14 protein-coding genes are annotated in these 16706 nt (G+C 68.2%); 6 read left to right on the plus strand and 8 right to left on the minus strand.

The genetic code is table 11. The features are described from left to right. The first annotated feature begins 116 nt into the window (after window positions 1-116). Genes E5A74_RS13110 through E5A74_RS13130 form a run of 5 tightly spaced genes read left to right on the plus strand, consistent with a single transcriptional unit; the run spans window position 117 to window position 8318 of the window. Window positions 117-866: an ImuA family protein gene (locus E5A74_RS13110; protein ID WP_135985630.1), complete on the plus strand. Its 750-nt coding sequence runs from the start codon at window positions 117-119 to the stop codon at window positions 864-866. Further along, a complete protein-coding gene (locus E5A74_RS13115) occupies window positions 781-2736 on the plus strand; it encodes a DUF6504 family protein (protein ID WP_135985633.1) in 1956 nt (651 codons plus the stop codon). Before E5A74_RS13110 ends, E5A74_RS13115 begins: the two co-directional genes overlap by 86 nt. Further along, the gene (locus tag E5A74_RS13120) at window positions 2733-6077 is read left to right on the plus strand and encodes an error-prone DNA polymerase (protein WP_135985636.1); all 3345 of its coding nucleotides are present in this window, start codon (window positions 2733-2735) and stop codon (window positions 6075-6077) included. Before E5A74_RS13115 ends, E5A74_RS13120 begins: the two co-directional genes overlap by 4 nt. 12 nt (window positions 6078-6089) lie before the next feature. Beyond that, window positions 6090-6647 carry a 2'-5' RNA ligase family protein gene (locus E5A74_RS13125; RefSeq protein WP_135985638.1) on the plus strand — a complete coding sequence of 186 codons (558 nt, stop codon included), beginning with the start codon at window positions 6090-6092 and terminating at the stop codon, window positions 6645-6647. A gap of 48 nt (window positions 6648-6695) precedes the next feature. After that, window positions 6696-8318, plus strand: a complete 1623-nt coding sequence (locus E5A74_RS13130) for an NAD(P)/FAD-dependent oxidoreductase (RefSeq protein ID WP_135985640.1) — start codon at window positions 6696-6698, stop codon at window positions 8316-8318. A gap of 97 nt (window positions 8319-8415) precedes the next feature. Here the strand turns inward: E5A74_RS13130 and E5A74_RS13135 are convergent, their stop codons facing one another. After that, complete coding sequence (locus E5A74_RS13135) at window positions 8416-9420, minus strand: fumarylacetoacetate hydrolase family protein (protein ID WP_135985642.1); 1005 nt, start codon at window positions 9418-9420, stop codon at window positions 8416-8418. 248 nt (window positions 9421-9668) lie between these two features. Here E5A74_RS13135 and E5A74_RS13140 point away from each other — a divergent pair, with 248 nt between their 5' ends. Further along, window positions 9669-10958, plus strand: a complete 1290-nt coding sequence (locus tag E5A74_RS13140) for an adenylosuccinate synthase (RefSeq protein ID WP_135985645.1) — start codon at window positions 9669-9671, stop codon at window positions 10956-10958. Window positions 10959-11004: 46 nt separating this feature from the next. Here the strand turns inward: E5A74_RS13140 and E5A74_RS13145 are convergent, their stop codons facing one another. The 7 genes from E5A74_RS13145 to E5A74_RS13175 all read right to left on the minus strand — a co-directional run bounded on the left by E5A74_RS13145 (window position 11005) and on the right by E5A74_RS13175 (window position 16702). Beyond that, a complete protein-coding gene (locus E5A74_RS13145; protein WP_135985647.1) occupies window positions 11005-11316 on the minus strand; it encodes a hypothetical protein in 312 nt (103 codons plus the stop codon). 130 nt (window positions 11317-11446) lie between these two features. After that, on the minus strand, window positions 11447-12514 hold the full coding sequence (gene aroC, locus E5A74_RS13150) for a chorismate synthase (protein ID WP_135985649.1): 1068 nt from the start codon (window positions 12512-12514) through the stop codon (window positions 11447-11449). Window positions 12515-12555: 41 nt separating this feature from the next. Further along, a complete protein-coding gene (locus E5A74_RS13155) occupies window positions 12556-12948 on the minus strand; it encodes a DUF2924 domain-containing protein (RefSeq protein WP_166745750.1) in 393 nt (130 codons plus the stop codon). Window positions 12949-13016: 68 nt separating this feature from the next. After that, entirely contained in the window at window positions 13017-13820 is an 804-nt protein-coding gene (fabI, locus tag E5A74_RS13160) for an enoyl-ACP reductase FabI (protein WP_135985653.1), read from the minus strand. Continuing rightward, window positions 13817-14764, minus strand: coding sequence for a YihY/virulence factor BrkB family protein (locus E5A74_RS13165; RefSeq protein WP_240699800.1), 948 nt, complete (start codon window positions 14762-14764; stop codon window positions 13817-13819). Before E5A74_RS13165 ends, fabI begins: the two co-directional genes overlap by 4 nt. Before the next feature lie 20 nt (window positions 14765-14784). Then, on the minus strand, window positions 14785-15717 hold the full coding sequence (locus E5A74_RS13170) for a DnaJ C-terminal domain-containing protein (protein ID WP_166745749.1): 933 nt from the start codon (window positions 15715-15717) through the stop codon (window positions 14785-14787). Window positions 15718-15811: 94 nt separating this feature from the next. Further along, a complete protein-coding gene (locus E5A74_RS13175; RefSeq protein WP_135985657.1) occupies window positions 15812-16702 on the minus strand; it encodes a transglutaminase family protein in 891 nt (296 codons plus the stop codon). Window positions 16703-16706: the final 4 nt, after the last annotated feature.

Raw genomic sequence — 16706 nt, forward strand, 5'->3', positions numbered from 1 at the left:
CACTAGGAGCGGCACGGCATAACACAAGCGTTCGCGCTTGCGGATTGACTCTTGGGCAAAGCGGAACAGAATAGGAACATTCCCGTTCCCGAGTCGTGAGTAGCCGCCGCCCGCCTATGGCCGATCCTGCCGTCCTTGCCCAGCTACGCGCGCAATTGCGCGCCGTGGAGACCAAAGGTTTCCGCCGCCGCCCGGCCTTGCCCTTCGGACTCGCGCCGATCGATTCGCGGCTCGCCGATGGCGGGCTGCGCCTCGACGCGCTGCACGAGATCGCCGCGGGAACGAGCGACATGGCCGATGATTGCGCCGCCACCCTGTTCCTCGCCGGAATCGCCGCGCGTGCATGGGGACCGGTGCTGTGGGTGGTGCGGCGGCGCGATTTGTTCGCCCCCGGGCTCGCCCAGGTCGGGCTCGACCATAAACGCCTGATCTATGCCGAAGCCGCCGACGATGCCGAATTGCTCGCGATCATGGAGGAGGGGCTGCGCCATCGCGGGCTCGGCGCGGTGATCGGCGAGGCGAAGCGCGCCGACATGACCGCGACGCGGCGGCTCCAGCTCGCCGCCGAGGGCGGACGGACGATCGCGCTGCTGATGAAGCGCGCCGCGCGCGAGGGCAGCGATCCGATCGCCACGCCCTCGGCGGCGGTGACGCGCTGGCGGGTGACTTCGGCACCGTCGACGCCGCTGCCGGTGGCAGGGGTCGGGCGAGCGCGCTGGCGGCTGGCGCTGGCGCGGCAAAAGGGGGGCGAGGGTTTCGAAACCGAAGTGGAGGCATGCGATGCAACGGGTCGCTGCGCTCTTCCTTCCCCTGTGGCCGATCGAAAGGCTGTGGCGGGCGGAAGCGCGAACCGGCGCGCGGCCTGAGCCGCACGCGCGCGCCTCGCTCGATCCGCTGCGCGAAGCGGTAGCGAAGGAGCAGGAACATGCCTGTTCGGTCCCGCGCGGCGGCGGCTGGCGCCCCGGCGCGCGCTGGGCACGCGAGGAGGCGCTCGGCAAGGTCGCGCTGCCCCCGGTGACGCGGGCACGCGCGAAGCACGAAGTCGGCCGGCGCGACGAGGCGGCGGCCAATCCCTTTCGCGCGATGCCGCCCGACGAAGGAGGACCTCCTGCCCGCTTATCCTCCCCCGGAGGAGGGCCGCGCTTGCGCGATGGAGGGGCATTCATCGCGCGCGGAAATTACCCCTCCACCAGCTTCGCGGGTCCCCCTCCCCCTCGGGGGGAGGATCGCGCGCCCCTCATCACATCGCTCCGCACCGGCAACCGCATCGAGATCGCCGCCGCCTGCCCCGCCGCCCGCGCGCTCGGGCTCCGTCCCGGCATGGCGGTCACCCAGGCGCGCGCGCAGGTGCCGGGGCTCGACATCCGTCCCGCCGACCCCGAAGGCGACCGCGCGCATCTCGCAAGCCTCGCCATCGCGCTCGCGCGGCGCTGGACGCCGACCGTAGCGATCGCCGGCGACGACACGCTGTTCCTCGATTTGACCGGCGTCGCGCATCTGCACGGCGGCGAAGCCAGAATGGCGGCACGACTGCAACGGATGCTCGCGCGGCTGGGCTATAGCGCCTGGATCGCAATCGCCGACACGCCCGGCGCAGCCTGGGCATTGGCGCATTTTCCTTCCTCCACGCGTCAGGCCGGTGGAATATGTGAGCCAGGCAAACAGGTTGACGCCCTCGCGTCGCTGCCGATCGAGACGCTGCGCGTCGACGCCGCCGCCACCGAATTGCTCCACCGACTGGGGGTGTTGACGATCGGCCAGCTCGCTACGATGCCGCGCGCGCCGCTGGTCCGCCGCTTCGGCGCCACGCTCGCGACGCGGCTCGAACAGGCCTTGGGCCGGTTGCCGGAGCCGCTCCACCCCGTCGTCCCGCCCGAGGCGATCGTCACCCAGCAACGCTTCGCCGAGCCGATCGCCACTGCCGAAGCGATCGAGCATTGGCTGGGCGTGCTCGTCCCCAGGCTCGCCGCGGCGCTCGAGGCCGAGGGGCTGGGCGTGCAGGCGCTCGAATGCATCGCCGAACGTGTCGACGGCGTTCCCCAGCGCATCCGCATCGGGCTCGCCCGGCCGAACCGCGATCCCGCGCACCTGCTCCGGCTGCTCAGGCGGCGGATCGAGGATGTCGAACCCGGCTATGGCATCGATGCGATCGCGCTCCATGTCCGCCGCGCCGCGCCGCTGGGCGCCGAGCCGATGGTCGAGCGGCTCGACGAGGAGGCCGCGCCCGATCTCGCCACGCTGGTCGACACGCTGGCGACACGGATCGGCCTCGCGGCGATGTGGCGGATGCACCCGGTGGAAAGCGACGTCCCCGAACGCGCGTCGGCGCGGACCGCAGTGCTCGATCCCCCCGAACGTGGCGGCGCCCGCGCGAAGATCGACGCGGTCGACCAGCTCGATCGCAGCCCCGCGCTTCATCCCTGGCATCCCGAATGGCCCAAGCCGACGCGGCTGCTGCGCCGCCCCGAGCGGCTCGACCATGTCGTTGCCGAATTGCCCGACCATGCCCCGCGCCGCTTCACCTGGCGTGGCCGGCCCCACCGCGTGGTGCGCGCCGACGGGCCCGAACGCGTGCATGGCGAATGGTGGAAGCACGTCGCCGAGGCCGAGCATGTCCGCGACTATTTCCGCGTCGAGGATGAGGAGGGCCGCCGCTACTGGCTGTTCCGCCGCGGCGACGGCGAGCGAAGCGCGACGGGCGACCTCAGCTGGTATCTCCATGGGGTGTTCGGATGAGTTACGCCGAGCTTCAGGTGACGACGCATTTCTCGTTCCTGCGCGGCGCTTCCTCGCCCGAGGAGCTGTTCCGCCAGGCGGCGCTGCTCGGCCTGCCGGCGCTCGGCATCGTCGACCGCAATTCGGTGGGCGGCGTGGTGCGCGCATTGGTCGCGGCCGAGCAATTCACCGCGATCGGTGCGAAGATCCGGATGATCGCCGGATGCCGACTCGATCTGGTCGATGGCACGTCGCTGCTCGTCTGGCCCGAGGACAGCGCAGGCTGGTCGCGGCTCACCGGCCTGCTCACGCTCGGCAAGTCGCGCGCCGACCCCCAGCATGGCGAGAAGGGCAAATGCTTCGTGCATTGGGAAGATCTGGCCGAAGCGGCAGAGGGGCTGGTCGGCGCACTGGTTCCCGGATTGGCCGACAGCGGCGATCCGCTGGCGCTGCGCTGGATGGCGGATGTGTTCGGGACACGCGGCCATGTCTGCCTGACCCAGCATCGCCGCCCGGGCGATGCGATGCGGATTCACCAGCTCGACGCGGCGGCGAAGCGCTTCGGCCTCACCCCACTCGCCACCGGCGACGTGCTCTACGACACGCCCGATCGGCGGATGCTGCAGGACGTCGTCACCGCGATCCGCGAGAAATGCACGATCGACGAACTCGGCTTCCGCCGCGAACGCCATGCCGACCGCCATCTCAAATCGCCCGAGGACATGGCGCGGCGCTTCCGCGACTATCCCGGGGCGCTGCGGGCATCGCTCGCCATCGCCGAGCGCTGCACCTTCTCGCTGCGCGATCTCAGGCACCAATATCCCGAGGAAGAGGTCCTCAACGGCAAGACCGCGCAGCAGGCGCTGCACAAGCTGGCGTGGAACGGGCTTCGGCAGAAGTTCGGGCCGCATCCGGCCAAGCCCTATTGCGACCTGCTCACCCATGAGCTCGGGCTGGTCGAGCAGATGGGCTATGCGCCCTATTTCCTCACCGTCAATTCGATCGTCCAGTTCGCGCTCAGTCAGCAGATCCTCTGCCAGGGGCGCGGCAGCGCGGCCAATTCGGTGATCTGCTTCGCGCTGGGGATCACTTCGATCGATCCGATCGAGCACCAGCTGCTGTTCGAGCGCTTCATCTCGACCGAGCGCAAGGAGCCGCCCGATATCGACGTCGATTTCGAGCATGAGCGGCGCGAGGAGGTGATCCAGTGGATCTACGAGAATTATGGCCATGACCATGCCGCGCTGACCGCGGTGGTCAGCCGTTTCCGCTCGCGCGGCGCGCTGCGCGAGGTCGGCAAGGCGCTGGGGCTGCCCGAGGATCTGACCGCCGCGCTGTCGAGCCAGGTCTGGGGCTGGTCGAACGAAGTCGACGACAAGCATGCCGACGCGCTCAATCTCGATCGCAGCGATCCGCGAATCGCGCTGACGCTGGGGCTGGCGCGGCAGCTGATCGGCACCCCGCGTCATCTTTCGCAGCATCCCGGCGGTTTCGTGCTGACCCGCGACAAGCTGCACCATCTGATCCCGGTCGAGCCCGCCGCGATGGTCGATCGCCGCGTCGTCGAATGGGAGAAGCTCGACATCGAGGAGCTGGGCTTCATGAAGGTCGACATTCTCGGCCTCGGCATGCTCGGCTGCATGCGCCGCGCCTTCGATTTGCTCGCCGAGCACAAGCAAACCCACCTCACCTTGGCATCGCCGCTGATGCAGGAGGACGATCCGCGCACCTTCGAGATGATTCGGCAGGCGGACACGCTCGGCGTGTTCCAGATCGAGAGCCGCGCGCAGATGTCGATGCTGCCGCGGATGAAACCGGTCAATTTCTACGACATCGCGATCCAGGTCGCGATCGTCCGCCCCGGGCCGATCCAGGGCAATATGGTCCACCCCTATCTCAAGCGGCGGCAGAATCCCGATCTAGTCGATTATCCTTCGCCAGCGCTGAAAGAGGTTTTGCTGAAGACGCTGGGCGTGCCGCTGTTCCAGGAACAGGCGATGCTGGTGGCGATCAAGGGCGCCGGTTTCACGCCCGGCGAAGCCGATCGGCTGCGCCGCGCGATGGCGACGTTCAAGTCAACCGGGGGCATCGGCGAGTTCGGACCCAAGCTGCTCGCCGGAATGCGTGCCAATGGCATCAGCGACGATTTCGCCGAGCGGCTGGTCGCGCAGATCGAGGGGTTCAGCAATTACGGCTTCCCCGAGAGCCACGCCGCCAGCTTCGCCAAGATCGCCTACGCATCGAGCTGGATGAAATGCCATCATCCCGACGTGTTCTGCGCGGCGGTGCTCAACGCGCAGCCGATGGGATTCTATGCGCCGGCGCAGCTGATCCGCGACGCGCGCGCGCATGGCGTCGAGGCGCGGCCGGTGTGCATCAACGACAGCGGCTGGGACACCCGGATGGTGCCCGAGGGCGCGCATGCACGGCCACGGCATGCGGCGTTCTGCGGCACCGATGCGGATTGGACGACGATCCAGCCGATCCGGCTGGGAATGCGGATCGTGCAGGGGCTGGCCGAGGCGGACGCAAACGAAATCCTCAGCGCGCGCGCGCGCGGCCCGTTCGTCTCGATCGAGGATGTCTGGCGGCGTTCGGGGGTGAAGCCGGCGGCGCTCGAGCGGCTGGCGCGCGCCGATGCCTTTCAGGCTTTGGGGCTCAACCGGCGGCAGGCGCTGTGGGCGATCAAGGGGCTCGGCCAGAAGCCGCTCGACCTGTTCGCCGCCGCCGATGCGCGCGAAGGCGCGACCGTGCCCGAGAGCGTCGAGGCGCCGGTGGCGCTGCTGCCGCTCAGCGAAGGACGCGAAGTGGTCGAGGATTATCGCGCGACCCAGCTCAGCCTGCGCGCGCATCCAGTGACCTTCCTGCGCGAGCAACTCGCGGCGCGGCGGATCGCACGCTGCGGCGATCTGATGGCGATGAAGGACGGGGCGCGCGTCGAGGTCGCCGGGCTGATCCTCGTCCGCCAGCGGCCGGGAAGCGCCAAGGGCGTGGTGTTCGTCACGCTCGAGGACGAGACCGGCATCGCCAATGCGGTGCTCTGGGCCGACCGCTTCGAGGCGAACCGGCGCACGGTGATGTCGGCGACGATGCTCGCGATCCGCGGCAAGGTGCAGCGCGAGGGGATCGTGATCCATGTCGTCGCCGAGGCGATCACCGATCTCACCCCCCTGCTGCGCGAGATCGGCGAGCTCGACCTGCCGCGGATGACCGCACCCGGCGACGGCGCGACGCATGGCGGCACGATCGATCCGCGCGACCGGCTCAAGATCCCGCGCCAGCGCGCGCTCGAAAGCTGGCCGCCACGCCGCAGCCTCAAGACGCCCGATCTGATCCCGGTGCGCTCGCGCGATTTTCACTGAGGAGTGACGAGCATGATGTTTCCCACCACCGGCGAGTCCGTATCCGGCCAGCAGCTGCGCCGCGACGACCAGATGCTCTATTTCATGATCAAGCCCGACCCGGGCGCCGCCAGGGCGATGGACGCCCTGCGGCGGCAACATGATATGGCGCGCAAATATGCCGTCGAGCGCTTCCACATCACGCTCCTGCCCTTCGGCGACATCCGATTGATCTCGCCGGAGACCGTAGATCGCATCCGTCATGCGGCCGCATCGCTGCAGGCCGAACCGTTCGAAGTCGCGCTCAACCGGATCAGCGGCAATGCCCTTGTCGGCGGCAGGACGCAGGCGCTGCGCGCTTTCCAGCGCCTGCTTGTGGCGCGCCTCGGCGCCTTCGGAATCGAGATTCCGGACTATGCCTTCCATCCGCACGCTTCGCTCACTTATGAGGAATGGCAGCAGCGCAATATTCCCGTTCCGCCGATCGCGTGGCAGGCCAGGCAGCTCCTGCTGATCAACAGCGTGCACGGCAAAGGCCATGCGGTCGTGGGCAGCTGGGAGCTGACGGCGCGCCAAGGCTCGCTCTTCTGATCGCTCCCGAATTTGCGCTTCCCGCGTTTAGCCTCCAGGAGGCCGCGGATGTTGCGCCTGTCCGGACTCTCGCTGCCGCTCGATCACCCCGCCGATGCGCTGCCCGAAGCGATCTGCGCGCGGTTGGGGATCGAACGCGCGGCGCTCAGGGGTTGGACGCTCTACCGCCGCGGCAACGATGCGCGCCGCCGCAACGCGATCCAGCTGGTCTACACGCTCGATATCGAACTCGACGGCGAGGCGGAGCTGCTCGCGCGCTTCGCCGGCGACAAGGACGTGCGGCCGACGCCCGACATGACCTATCGCTTTCCCGATCGCGCGCCCGAGGGCTGGCAGGGCCTCCGCCCGGTGGTGATCGGCGCGGGGCCGTGCGGGCTGTTCGCCGGACTGATCCTCGCCCAGATGGGCTTCCGCCCGATCATCCTCGATCGCGGCAAGGTGGTGCGCCAGCGGACCAAGGATACCTGGGGGCTGTGGCGGCGCGGCGAGCTCGACCCCGACTCGAACGTCCAGTTCGGCGAGGGCGGCGCGGGCACCTTCTCCGACGGCAAGCTCTATTGCCGGGTCAAGGATCCGCGCTTCCTCGGCCGCAAGGTGCTCGAGGAGTTCGTCAGGGCGGGCGCGCCCGACGACATCCTGTGGGAGGCGCACCCGCATATCGGCACCTTCCGCCTCGTCACCATGGTCGAGAGCATGCGCGCGGCGATCGAGGAACTGGGCGGCGAATATCGCTGGCAGACCCGGGTCGACGATCTCGAACTCGAGCGGCTGCCCGATGGGCGGCAGCGCGTGCGCGGGCTGCATCTTCACGACGGCAGCTTCCTCGAGACCGACCATGTCGTGCTCGCGGTGGGGCACAGCGCGCGACCGACCTTCGAGATGCTCCATCGCCGCGGCGTCCATATGGAGGCCAAGCCCTTCGCGATCGGCGTGCGGATCGAACATCCGCAGAGCTGGATCGATCAGGCGCGCTTCGGCAAATGCGCCAAACATCCCGATCTCGGCGCGGCGGCGTACAGCCTCGTCCACCACGCCTCCAACGGGCGCTCGGTCTACAGTTTCTGCATGTGCCCGGGCGGGCGCGTTGTCGCGGCGACCTCGGAGGAGGGCCGTGTCGTCACCAACGGGATGAGCCAATATTCGCGCGCCGAGTTCAACGCCAATTCGGGGCTCGTCGTGGCGATCGATCCGGCGCGCGACTATCCGGGCGGGCCGCTCGCCGGGATCGAGCTCCAGCGCCATTGGGAGGATCGCGCGTTCATCGCCGGCGGCTCCAACTATCATGCGCCGGGGCAGCTGGTCGGCGATCTGCTCGCCGGGCGCCCCTCGACCGCGCTCGGCGAAGTCACCCCTTCGTACAAGCCGGGGGTGACGATGACCGACCTCTCGGCCTGCCTGCCGCCCTTCGTGATCGAGGCGTTTCGCGAGGCGCTCCCCGTGTTCGGCCGCCAGATCGCGCGCTACGACCATCCCGACGCGGTGATGACCGGCGTCGAGACGCGCACCTCCTCGCCGGTGCGGATCACCCGCGGCAAGGATCATCAGAGCCTCAATGTCGAGCGGCTGTTTCCCGCCGGCGAAGGCGCGGGCTATGCCGGCGGCATCCTCTCGGCCGCGATCGACGGGATCAAGGCGGCGGAGGCGGTGGCGCGGAGCATCGTGGGGGGGTGATTCGCGGCCCGGTGCTCCTGCGGAAGCAGGAGCCCGGAGCCACAGGCGATATGCTCGGCGCCCTGGGCTCCTGCTTTCGCAGGAGCACGGTTAGGCTTCAGCCTCCCACGGTCTGCTCGATCACCCCGAAGATCGAGTGGTGCTTGTCATCCTCGGCCCAGATGCGGACGGTGTCGCCGGGCTTGAGGAACGGCGTTTCGGGCTTGCCGCCGCGGATCGTCTCGATCGTGCGGATCTCGGCGAGGCACGAATAGCCGACCCCTCCCTCGGCGACCGGCTTGCCCGGGCCGCCGTCGCCATCGCGATTCGAGACGGTGCCCGAGCCGATGATCGTCCCGGCGCCGAGCGCGCGCGTCTTCGCGGCGTGGGCGATCAGCGTGCCGAAATCGAAGGTCATGTCCTCGCCCGCCTCGGCGCGGCCGAAGGGCTGGCCGTTCAAGTCGACCATCAGCTTGCGGTGGAGCTTGCCGTCCTTCCACCACTCGCTCAGCGCATCGGGTGTGACGAACACCGGCGAGAAGGCGCTCGCCGGCTTGGACTGGAAGAAGCCGAAGCCCTTGGCCAACTCGTCGGGGATCAGGTTGCGGAGCGACACGTCGTTGGTGAGCCCGACGAGCCGGATCGCGGCCAGCGCCTGCTCGCGCGACGCCCCGAGCGGCACGTCGCCGGTGACGACGACGACCTCGCCCTCGAGATCGCAGCCCCAGGCTTCGTCGGCGAGCGGGATCGAATCGCGCGCGCCGAGAAATCCGTCGCTGCCGCCCTGGTACATCAGCGGATCGTGCCAGAAACTGTCGGGCATCTCGGCGCCGCGCGCCTGCCGGACCAGCGCGACATGGTTCACATAGGCCGAGCCATCGGCCCATTGATAGGCGCGCGGCAGCGGCGCGGCGGCCTGACGCTCATGGAAGCGCAGCATCGGGATCGTCTCATGCTCGAGATCGGTGGCGAGGTTGCGCAGATCGGCTTCGACCCGCTCCCAATCGTCGAGCGCCGCCTGCAGCGTCGGCGCGATGTGCGTGGCGTCGGCGCACCATGCCAGATCGTTCGACACGACGACGAGCTTGCCGTCGCGACCGTGTTTGAGGCTGGCAAGTTTCATGCTGTTCTCTCCTTTTGCTCCAGCATAGGGCGGAGCGCCGCCAAGTCGAGCGGCTGGCGGCAAGACGCTTCAGCGCGTTCGCGCGCCCGCCGCACCGATGAAATAGCATAGGCACTTGACGCGCCCTGCCCCGGGGGCCATTGGCGCCGCGGCTTCGGGGCAGTGCCCACCGGCCCCCGTCCCGCCCAGCCGCCGAGTCCTGTCGAAGGGCGGCTTTGGGTCCGTCCGGCAGGCGGAGACGTGTATCCATGGCAAATGTCGCAGTGATCGGCGCCCAATGGGGTGACGAAGGCAAAGGCAAGATCGTCGACTGGCTGGCGGAGCGCGCCGATGTCGTCGTGCGCTTCCAGGGCGGGCACAATGCCGGCCACACCCTCGTCGTCGGCGAGAAGGTCTACAAGCTGTCGCTGCTCCCCTCGGGAATCGTTCGCGGCACGCCGAGCGTAATCGGCAACGGCGTCGTGCTCGATCCGTGGCATCTCAAGGCCGAGGTCGAGAAGCTGCGCGGCCAAGGCGTCGACGTGACCCCCGACACGCTCAAGATCGCCGACACCTGCCCGCTGATCCTGCCCTTCCACCGCGATCTCGACGCGCTGCGCGAGGACGCCAGCGGCGCGGGCAAGATCGGCACCACCCGCCGCGGCATCGGCCCGGCCTATGAGGACAAGGTCGGCCGTCGCGCGATCCGCGTCTGCGACCTCGCGCATCTCGACGAGCTCGGGCCGCAGCTCGATCGGCTGCTCGCGCATCACGACGCGCTGCGCGCCGGCTTCAACGAGCCCGCGATCGACCGCGACGCGCTGATTGCCGAGCTGCGCGATATCGCGGGGTTCGTCCTTCCCTTCGCCCAACCGGTGTGGCGGATGCTCAACGAAGCGCGCGGCCGCGGACGCCGCATCCTGTTCGAAGGCGCGCAGGGCGTGCTGCTCGACATCGATCACGGCACCTACCCGTTCGTCACGTCGTCGAACACCGTCGCCGGCACCGCAGCGAGCGGTTCGGGGATGGGCCCCGGCGCGGTCGGCTTCGTGCTCGGCATCGCCAAGGCCTATACGACGCGCGTCGGCTCGGGCCCTTTCCCGAGCGAGCAGGACAATGACATCGGCGAGCGCCTCGGCACGCGCGGGCATGAATTCGGCACGGTCACGGGGCGCAAGCGCCGCTGCGGCTGGCTCGACGCGGTGCTGCTGCGCCAGTCGGCGGCAGTATCGGGGATCACCGGGATCGCGCTGACCAAGATCGACGTGCTCGACGGGTTCGAGGAAATCGCGATCTGTACCGGGTACAAGCTGCGCGGCGAGACACTCGATTATTATCCGTCGAACGCGCAGGATCAGGCTGCAATCGAGCCGATCTACGAGACGATGCCCGGCTGGTCCGAATCGACCGCGGGGGCACGCAGTTGGGCCGAACTGCCCGCCGCGGCGATCAAATATATCCGCCGGCTGGAAGAGCTGATCCAGTGCCCGGTGACCTTGGTCTCGACCAGCCCCGAGCGCGACGACACGATTCTGGTCCGCGATCCGTTCGCGGACTGACGAGGAAGGAGCCCCGACGGTCTACCGCCGGGGCCCCTGACCTGCCTTAGCGCTGCGGCGTCGGCGCGGCCGGATCGGCCGGCGGCGTCGTGGTGCCACCGGCGCTAGGATCGCTCGGAGCCGTTGTCGACGGTGCGGTCGAAGGATCGCCGGCGGTGCCGCTGCCCGTCGTGCCGCTGTCGGGCGTCGTCGACGTGGTCGTGTCCGCACTCGGATCGCTGCGCTTTTCCTTCTTGTGCTTCTTGTGGGTCTGGGCGCTGTCGGATGCCGACGGATCGCTCGACTGCGGCGCCGTCTGCGCGATCGCGACGGTAGGAAGCAGCATCGCACCGGCAAGGAACAAGGTGAGCTTACGCATGTTGTACACTCCTGCATTGACCAAAAATGGCAGGAAGTGAACGGCCTCGTCGGGCGCAGGGTTGCGTGCGGCGGGGTCGCTTCGCCGCTGCGACAAAACCGATGGACCCCGAGCCGAGACTAGCGCGGGATCAGCCGCACTGCGCCCTGTGCAACAGCTTCTGATCGGCCAGAACCAGCGCAACCATCGCCTCGACCACCGGCGCGCCGCGGATGCCGACACAGGGATCGTGCCGGCCCTTGGTGCGGATCTCCGTCGCCTCGCCCTCGCGGGTGATCGTCTCGACCGGCGTCAGGATCGAACTGGTCGGCTTGAACGCCACGCGGACGAGCACCGGCTGGCCGGTCGAGATTCCCCCGGCGATGCCGCCGGCATGGTTGGCAAGGAAATGCACGCCGTCCGGCCCCGGACGCATCGCATCGGCATTCTGCTCGCCGCTGAGCGTCGCCGCGGCGAAGCCGTCGCCGATCTCGACGCCCTTGACGGCATTGATCGACATGCAGGCGGCAGCGAGTTCGCTGTCGAGCTTGGCGTAGAGCGGCGCGCCCCAGCCCGGCGGCACGCCGATCGCTTCGCAGGCGATCACTGCGCCGAGCGACGAGCCGGCCTTACGCGCGTCGTCGACCAGCGTCTCCCAGCGCTTGGCCGCCGCCGCATCGGGGCAGAAGAACGGGTTGCGGTCGATCTCGTCGGCGTCGAAATTGGCGGGATCGATCGCATCGCCGCCGATCGCCTCGACCCAGGCGCGGATCTTCACTTCGGGGATGGCGAGCCGCGCGACTGCGCCGGCGGCGACGCGCGCTGCGGTCTCGCGGGCCGAGGAACGACCGCCGCCGCGATAGTCGCGAAAGCCGTATTTCTGGTCATAGGCATAGTCGGCATGGCCGGGGCGATAGGCGGCCGCGACTTCCGAATAGTCCTTCGAGCGCTGGTCGACATTCTCGATCATCAGGCTGATCGGCGTGCCGGTGGTGCGCCCTTCGAACACGCCCGAGAGGATGCGGACCTGATCGGGCTCCTGCCGCTGCGTGGTGAAACGCGACTGCCCCGGACGGCGCTTGTCGAGAAAGGGCTGGATATCGGCTTCCGAGAGCGCGAGCCCCGGCGGACAGCCATCGACCACGGCGCCGAGCGCCGGCCCATGGCTCTCGCCCCAGGTAGTGAAGCGGAACACGCGACCGAAGGTGTTGAAGCTCATTTAGCCGCCCCCGTCTCATATAGCTCCACGTCCGACAACCCTCAGCTACGCAGAGTGTCAGCTTTTACCCAAGAGCCATCCGCCCGGTGCACTTCCCAAAACTGCCATCCATTGGCTTCGTGTCCGGCCGCTGCCTTTGCCGCAGGAGAAAGCCCACCATAGACTTTGCCTTCAAATTCGACGCCACCGGCAGTGATCCGTGCGATAGCCGTTTTCCCGCCTCGGAACCTGTGCTGCAACTCTTGGCCGACCTTGAACGCCACGCCTTCGCTCAGCCAACTCGTTGCGAAGGCAGCCTTAATGCCATCCATAATTCCTTTTTTAGGTGGCAGTCCGAGCGCAGAGCGCACCACATCACCTTCAGTAACGCTCTCGTCCGGGCGTCGAGCAGTTATGGCCTTGAACGTGTCGAAATCCACCTCAATCGTGGGCATGTCAGCCTCCATGAGCCTGCGGAGCGCAATGCTTTGCAGAACTTTAAAGGGCTGTAAAGTACTTTATATTACACCAGCGAGATGTCGGGTGCGTCCTCGGCCTTCATGCCGATGACGTTGTAGCCGGCATCGACATGATGCGTCTCGCCGGTGACGCCCGACGACAGATCGGAGAGCAGATAGAGGCCGGCGCCGCCGACATCCTCGATCGTGACATTGCGCTTGAGCGGCGAATTGAGCTCGTTCCACTTCAGGATCAGGCGGAAGTCGCCGATCCCCGAGGCGGCCAGCGTCTTGATCGGTCCGGCCGAGATCGCGTTGACCCGGATATTGTCGCGACCGAGATCGACCGCGAGATACTGGACGCTGGTCTCGAGCGCGGCCTTGGCGACGCCCATCACGTTATAGTGCGGGATCACCTTCTCGGCGCCGTAATAGCTCAGCGTCAGCAGGCTGCCGCCGTTTGGCATCATCGCCGCCGCGCGCTTGCAGACCGCGACGAACGAATAGACGCTGATGTTCATCGTCATCAGGAAATTGTCGAGGCTGGTGTCGACATAGCCGCCGCGCAGCTCGTTCTTGTCCGAGAAGCCGATCGCGTGGACGACGAAGTCGATCGTCGGCCAGCGCTCGGCCAGCGTCGCGAAGGTCTTGTCGAGCTCGGCCATGTCCGAGACGTCGCAATCGATCAGGAAATCGCTGCCGAGCTGTTCGGCGAGCGGGCGCACGCGCTTCTCGAGCGCTTCACCCTGATAGCTGAACGCGAGCTCGGCGCCCTGTTCCCGCAGTTTCTGGGCGATCCCCCAGGCGAGCGAACGATCGTTCGCAAGTCCCATGATCAGCCCGCGCTTGCCCTGCATCAATCCCGTCACGACGCCGTATCCTCCTTCTGGCGCGCCTCCTCTAGCCCGTCCGGCACCGGTTCGGCTAGGGCGGCGTTGAGTTCGGCCCCCGCGACGATGCCGAGCCCGATCATGTAGAAGAAGATGAGCACGATCATCACGCCGGCAAGGCTGCCATAGGTCAAATCGTAGCTGCCGAGCAGCCCGAGCACGCGCGGAAGCATCGCGGTGACGAACATCCACCATGCGGCGGTGAACGCCGCCCCGGGCCATTTGGGGCATTTGGAGTAGCGGTAGCGGCTCGGCGTCAGCGAGTAGAAGATCATGTACAGCGCGCCGAACAGGATCAGCGCCGGCACGCCCTTGCTGAACGAGATCAGCGACTGGGTATCCGATGCCCAGGGCAGCAACTGATAGATGAACTGCTCGACCCCGGTCAGGAGCACCTGAAAACTGAACGCCGCCATGGCGAGGATCACCGAGGCGACGGTGATGCCGATCGCGCCGAGGCGATAGCGCCAGAAGGGCGTGCTCGAACGCACGCCATAGGCCTGACGGAGTGCGCCGCGCAGCGTCTCGATGAAGCCGGCAGTGGTCCACAGGCCGACGATCGCGCCGAACCATAGCAGATTGCCCGTCCGCGCCTGCAGCACGTCGGCGGCGGGCTTGCGCAACACCTCGGCCACATCCGGCGGCATGGTCTGCAAAAAGGCCTCGAGCGTGCGGATGCCCTCCGCGCTGCGCCCGATCAGCTGGGCGACCGCCGCCGCGACGATCAGGAAGGGGAAGAGCGTGACGAGCGCGAGATAGGCGAAATTGCCGGCATAGGTGAAACCTTCGTTGAAGGTGTCGGTGACGACGCGCCCGGCGACATGGAAGAAGCGCGGGCCGACGCCGAGCTTGCCCAAGGCCGCGCGAATGCGGACACCGGTCCCGGGTTTCGCCTCGGCGTCGGCGGATCCCGCTTGCTTCACGCGTCTATTCCCACAGGCGCTCAGACGCCCATGCGGCCACGCGGGTTCCCCTTGTCCTGCCAGCCCTGCACGAACTCGACCAGAGCATCGTCGTCGACCGGAAGATCGACCATCAGCGTGACCAGCAGATCGCCGCGGCCGCTGCCCTTTTTGTGGAAGCCCCGCCCCTTGAGTCGCAGCACCTTGCCCGAGGTCGAGCCCTTGGGAACCTTGAGCATCACCGCGCCGTCGGGCGTCGGGACGCGCACTTCGGCGCCGAGCACCGCTTCGGAAAGGCTCACCGGCAAATCGAGGCGGATGTCGTCGCCCGCCCGCTCGTAGAAGCGATGCGGCTGGATCTCGATCGTGACGATCGCGTCGCCGAAACCGCCGGGCCCTTCCTCGCCCTTGCCGGCGAGGCGCATCTGCGTGCCGGTCTCGACGCCGGCCGGCAGCTTGAGGTCGATCGTCTTGCCGTCCCGCAGCGTGATTCGCTGCGGGGCGAGCTTCGCGGCGTCCTCGAACGCGACGGCGAGACGATAGGCGACATTGGCGCCCTTGGCCGCGGGCCGGCGCCCGAAGCCGCCGAAACCGCCGCTGAACCCGCCGCCGCCGCGCCGGCCGGCACCTCCGAACAGCCCCTCGAATATGTCGCCAAGATCGTTGGCCTCGCCGCCGAAATCGAACCCGCCGGCGCTGCCGGGCCGGAAGCCGCCCTGCTGGCCGCCGCCGAAGCCGAACGGCGCGGTGGGGTTGCCGTCGCCATCGATCTCGCCGCGATCGAAGCGCGCGCGCTTGTCCTTGTCGCTCAGCAGATCATAGGCGGCGGTCACCAGGCTGAACTTCTCGGACGCCTTGGGATTATCCTTGTTGCGATCGGGGTGCAGCTCCTTGGCGAGCTTGCGATAGGCCTTTTTGATATCGGCCTCGGTCGCGCCCCGCGCCACGCCCAGAGTTGCATAGGGATCGGCCACTCAATTCCTCGTGATCATCACCAAAGTTGGTCGCCCCTTACAGGAGCTTGCGCCGGCGAACATCGGCGCGGCGGCAGATTTGCGCAACCCCGGCTCAGGCGGGAACCTGTTCCAGCGGCTCGACATCGACCGAGACGCGCATCTGCTGCGCGCCCCAGCCGAGAACGATGCCGTCGATCGGCGCGACATCCGCATAGTCGCGGCCGATCGCGACCACGATGTGATCCCCGGCCATCCAGATGCCGTTGGTGGGATCGACGCCGACCCAGCCGAGCGCCGGCCCGGCCCATACCAGCACCCAGGCATGGGTGGCGTCCGCCCCGACCAGCCGCGGCTTGCCCGGCGGTGGCAGGGTGCGGATATAGCCCGAGGCATAGGCCGCGGGCAGGCCGGCGGCGCGCAGCCCCGAGATCATGATCTGCGCAAAATCCTGACAGACGCCGCCGCGCTTGCGGAACGCCTCGCGCGGTGGCGTGTCGACCAGCGTCGCGGCGGGATCGAACGCGAACTCGCGCTGGATGCGCAGCGCGAGCGCGAGCGCCGCATCGAGCACCCCGCGCTCCGGATCGAGATCGGCGGCGCACCATGCTGCGATGTCGCGGTCGAGCGGGATGCGCGGCGACGGGAAGAGATAGGCGGCAGGCCCCGCGGGGGAGGCATCGCGGCTCTCACGCGCCCATCGCGCGATATCGGCAAGAACCGGATCGGACGCATCCGGCATCGGGACCGGCCGATCGACCCGCACCCGCGCGCGGCTCTCGATGCTGAGCGTGCGCGCCGATTGCTCGACCACCAGCCGCACGACATTGGCGAGGCCCGCCTCGGCGCGCGCCGGGAAGACGCGACCCTGCGGCTCGATGATCAGGGCATGATCCTCGAGCTGCTGGCCCGACCACAGGATCGGCTTGAGCCGCAGATTGTTGCGCGCGAAGGCGACAGGCTCGGCATAGTCGAAGCGCGTCACATGGCGGATCTGGTAGAGCATGCGG

This window comes from Sphingomonas naasensis (assembly GCF_004792695.1).
Taxonomy (GTDB): Bacteria; Pseudomonadota; Alphaproteobacteria; order Sphingomonadales; family Sphingomonadaceae; genus Sphingomonas; species Sphingomonas naasensis.

Excerpts from the sequence above, each read along its gene's own strand:
- E5A74_RS13120 (WP_135985636.1), top strand. The coding sequence starts at position 2,733 with ATGAGTTACGCCGAGCTTCAGGTGACGACGCATTTCTCGTTCCTGCGC.
- E5A74_RS13175 (WP_135985657.1), bottom strand. The coding sequence starts at position 16,702 with ATGCTCTACCAGATCCGCCATGTGACGCGCTTCGACTATGCCGAGCCT.
- E5A74_RS13145 (WP_135985647.1), bottom strand. The coding sequence starts at position 11,316 with ATGCGTAAGCTCACCTTGTTCCTTGCCGGTGCGATGCTGCTTCCTACC.
- E5A74_RS13110 (WP_135985630.1), top strand. The coding sequence starts at position 117 with ATGGCCGATCCTGCCGTCCTTGCCCAGCTACGCGCGCAATTGCGCGCC.
- E5A74_RS13135 (WP_135985642.1), bottom strand. The coding sequence starts at position 9,420 with ATGAAACTTGCCAGCCTCAAACACGGTCGCGACGGCAAGCTCGTCGTC.
- E5A74_RS13115 (WP_135985633.1), top strand. The coding sequence starts at position 781 with ATGCAACGGGTCGCTGCGCTCTTCCTTCCCCTGTGGCCGATCGAAAGG.
- E5A74_RS13130 (WP_135985640.1), top strand. The coding sequence starts at position 6,696 with ATGTTGCGCCTGTCCGGACTCTCGCTGCCGCTCGATCACCCCGCCGAT.
- E5A74_RS13125 (WP_135985638.1), top strand. The coding sequence starts at position 6,090 with ATGATGTTTCCCACCACCGGCGAGTCCGTATCCGGCCAGCAGCTGCGC.
- E5A74_RS13140 (WP_135985645.1), top strand. The coding sequence starts at position 9,669 with ATGGCAAATGTCGCAGTGATCGGCGCCCAATGGGGTGACGAAGGCAAA.
- E5A74_RS13155 (WP_166745750.1), bottom strand. The coding sequence starts at position 12,948 with ATGCCCACGATTGAGGTGGATTTCGACACGTTCAAGGCCATAACTGCT.
- aroC (WP_135985649.1), bottom strand. The coding sequence starts at position 12,514 with ATGAGCTTCAACACCTTCGGTCGCGTGTTCCGCTTCACTACCTGGGGC.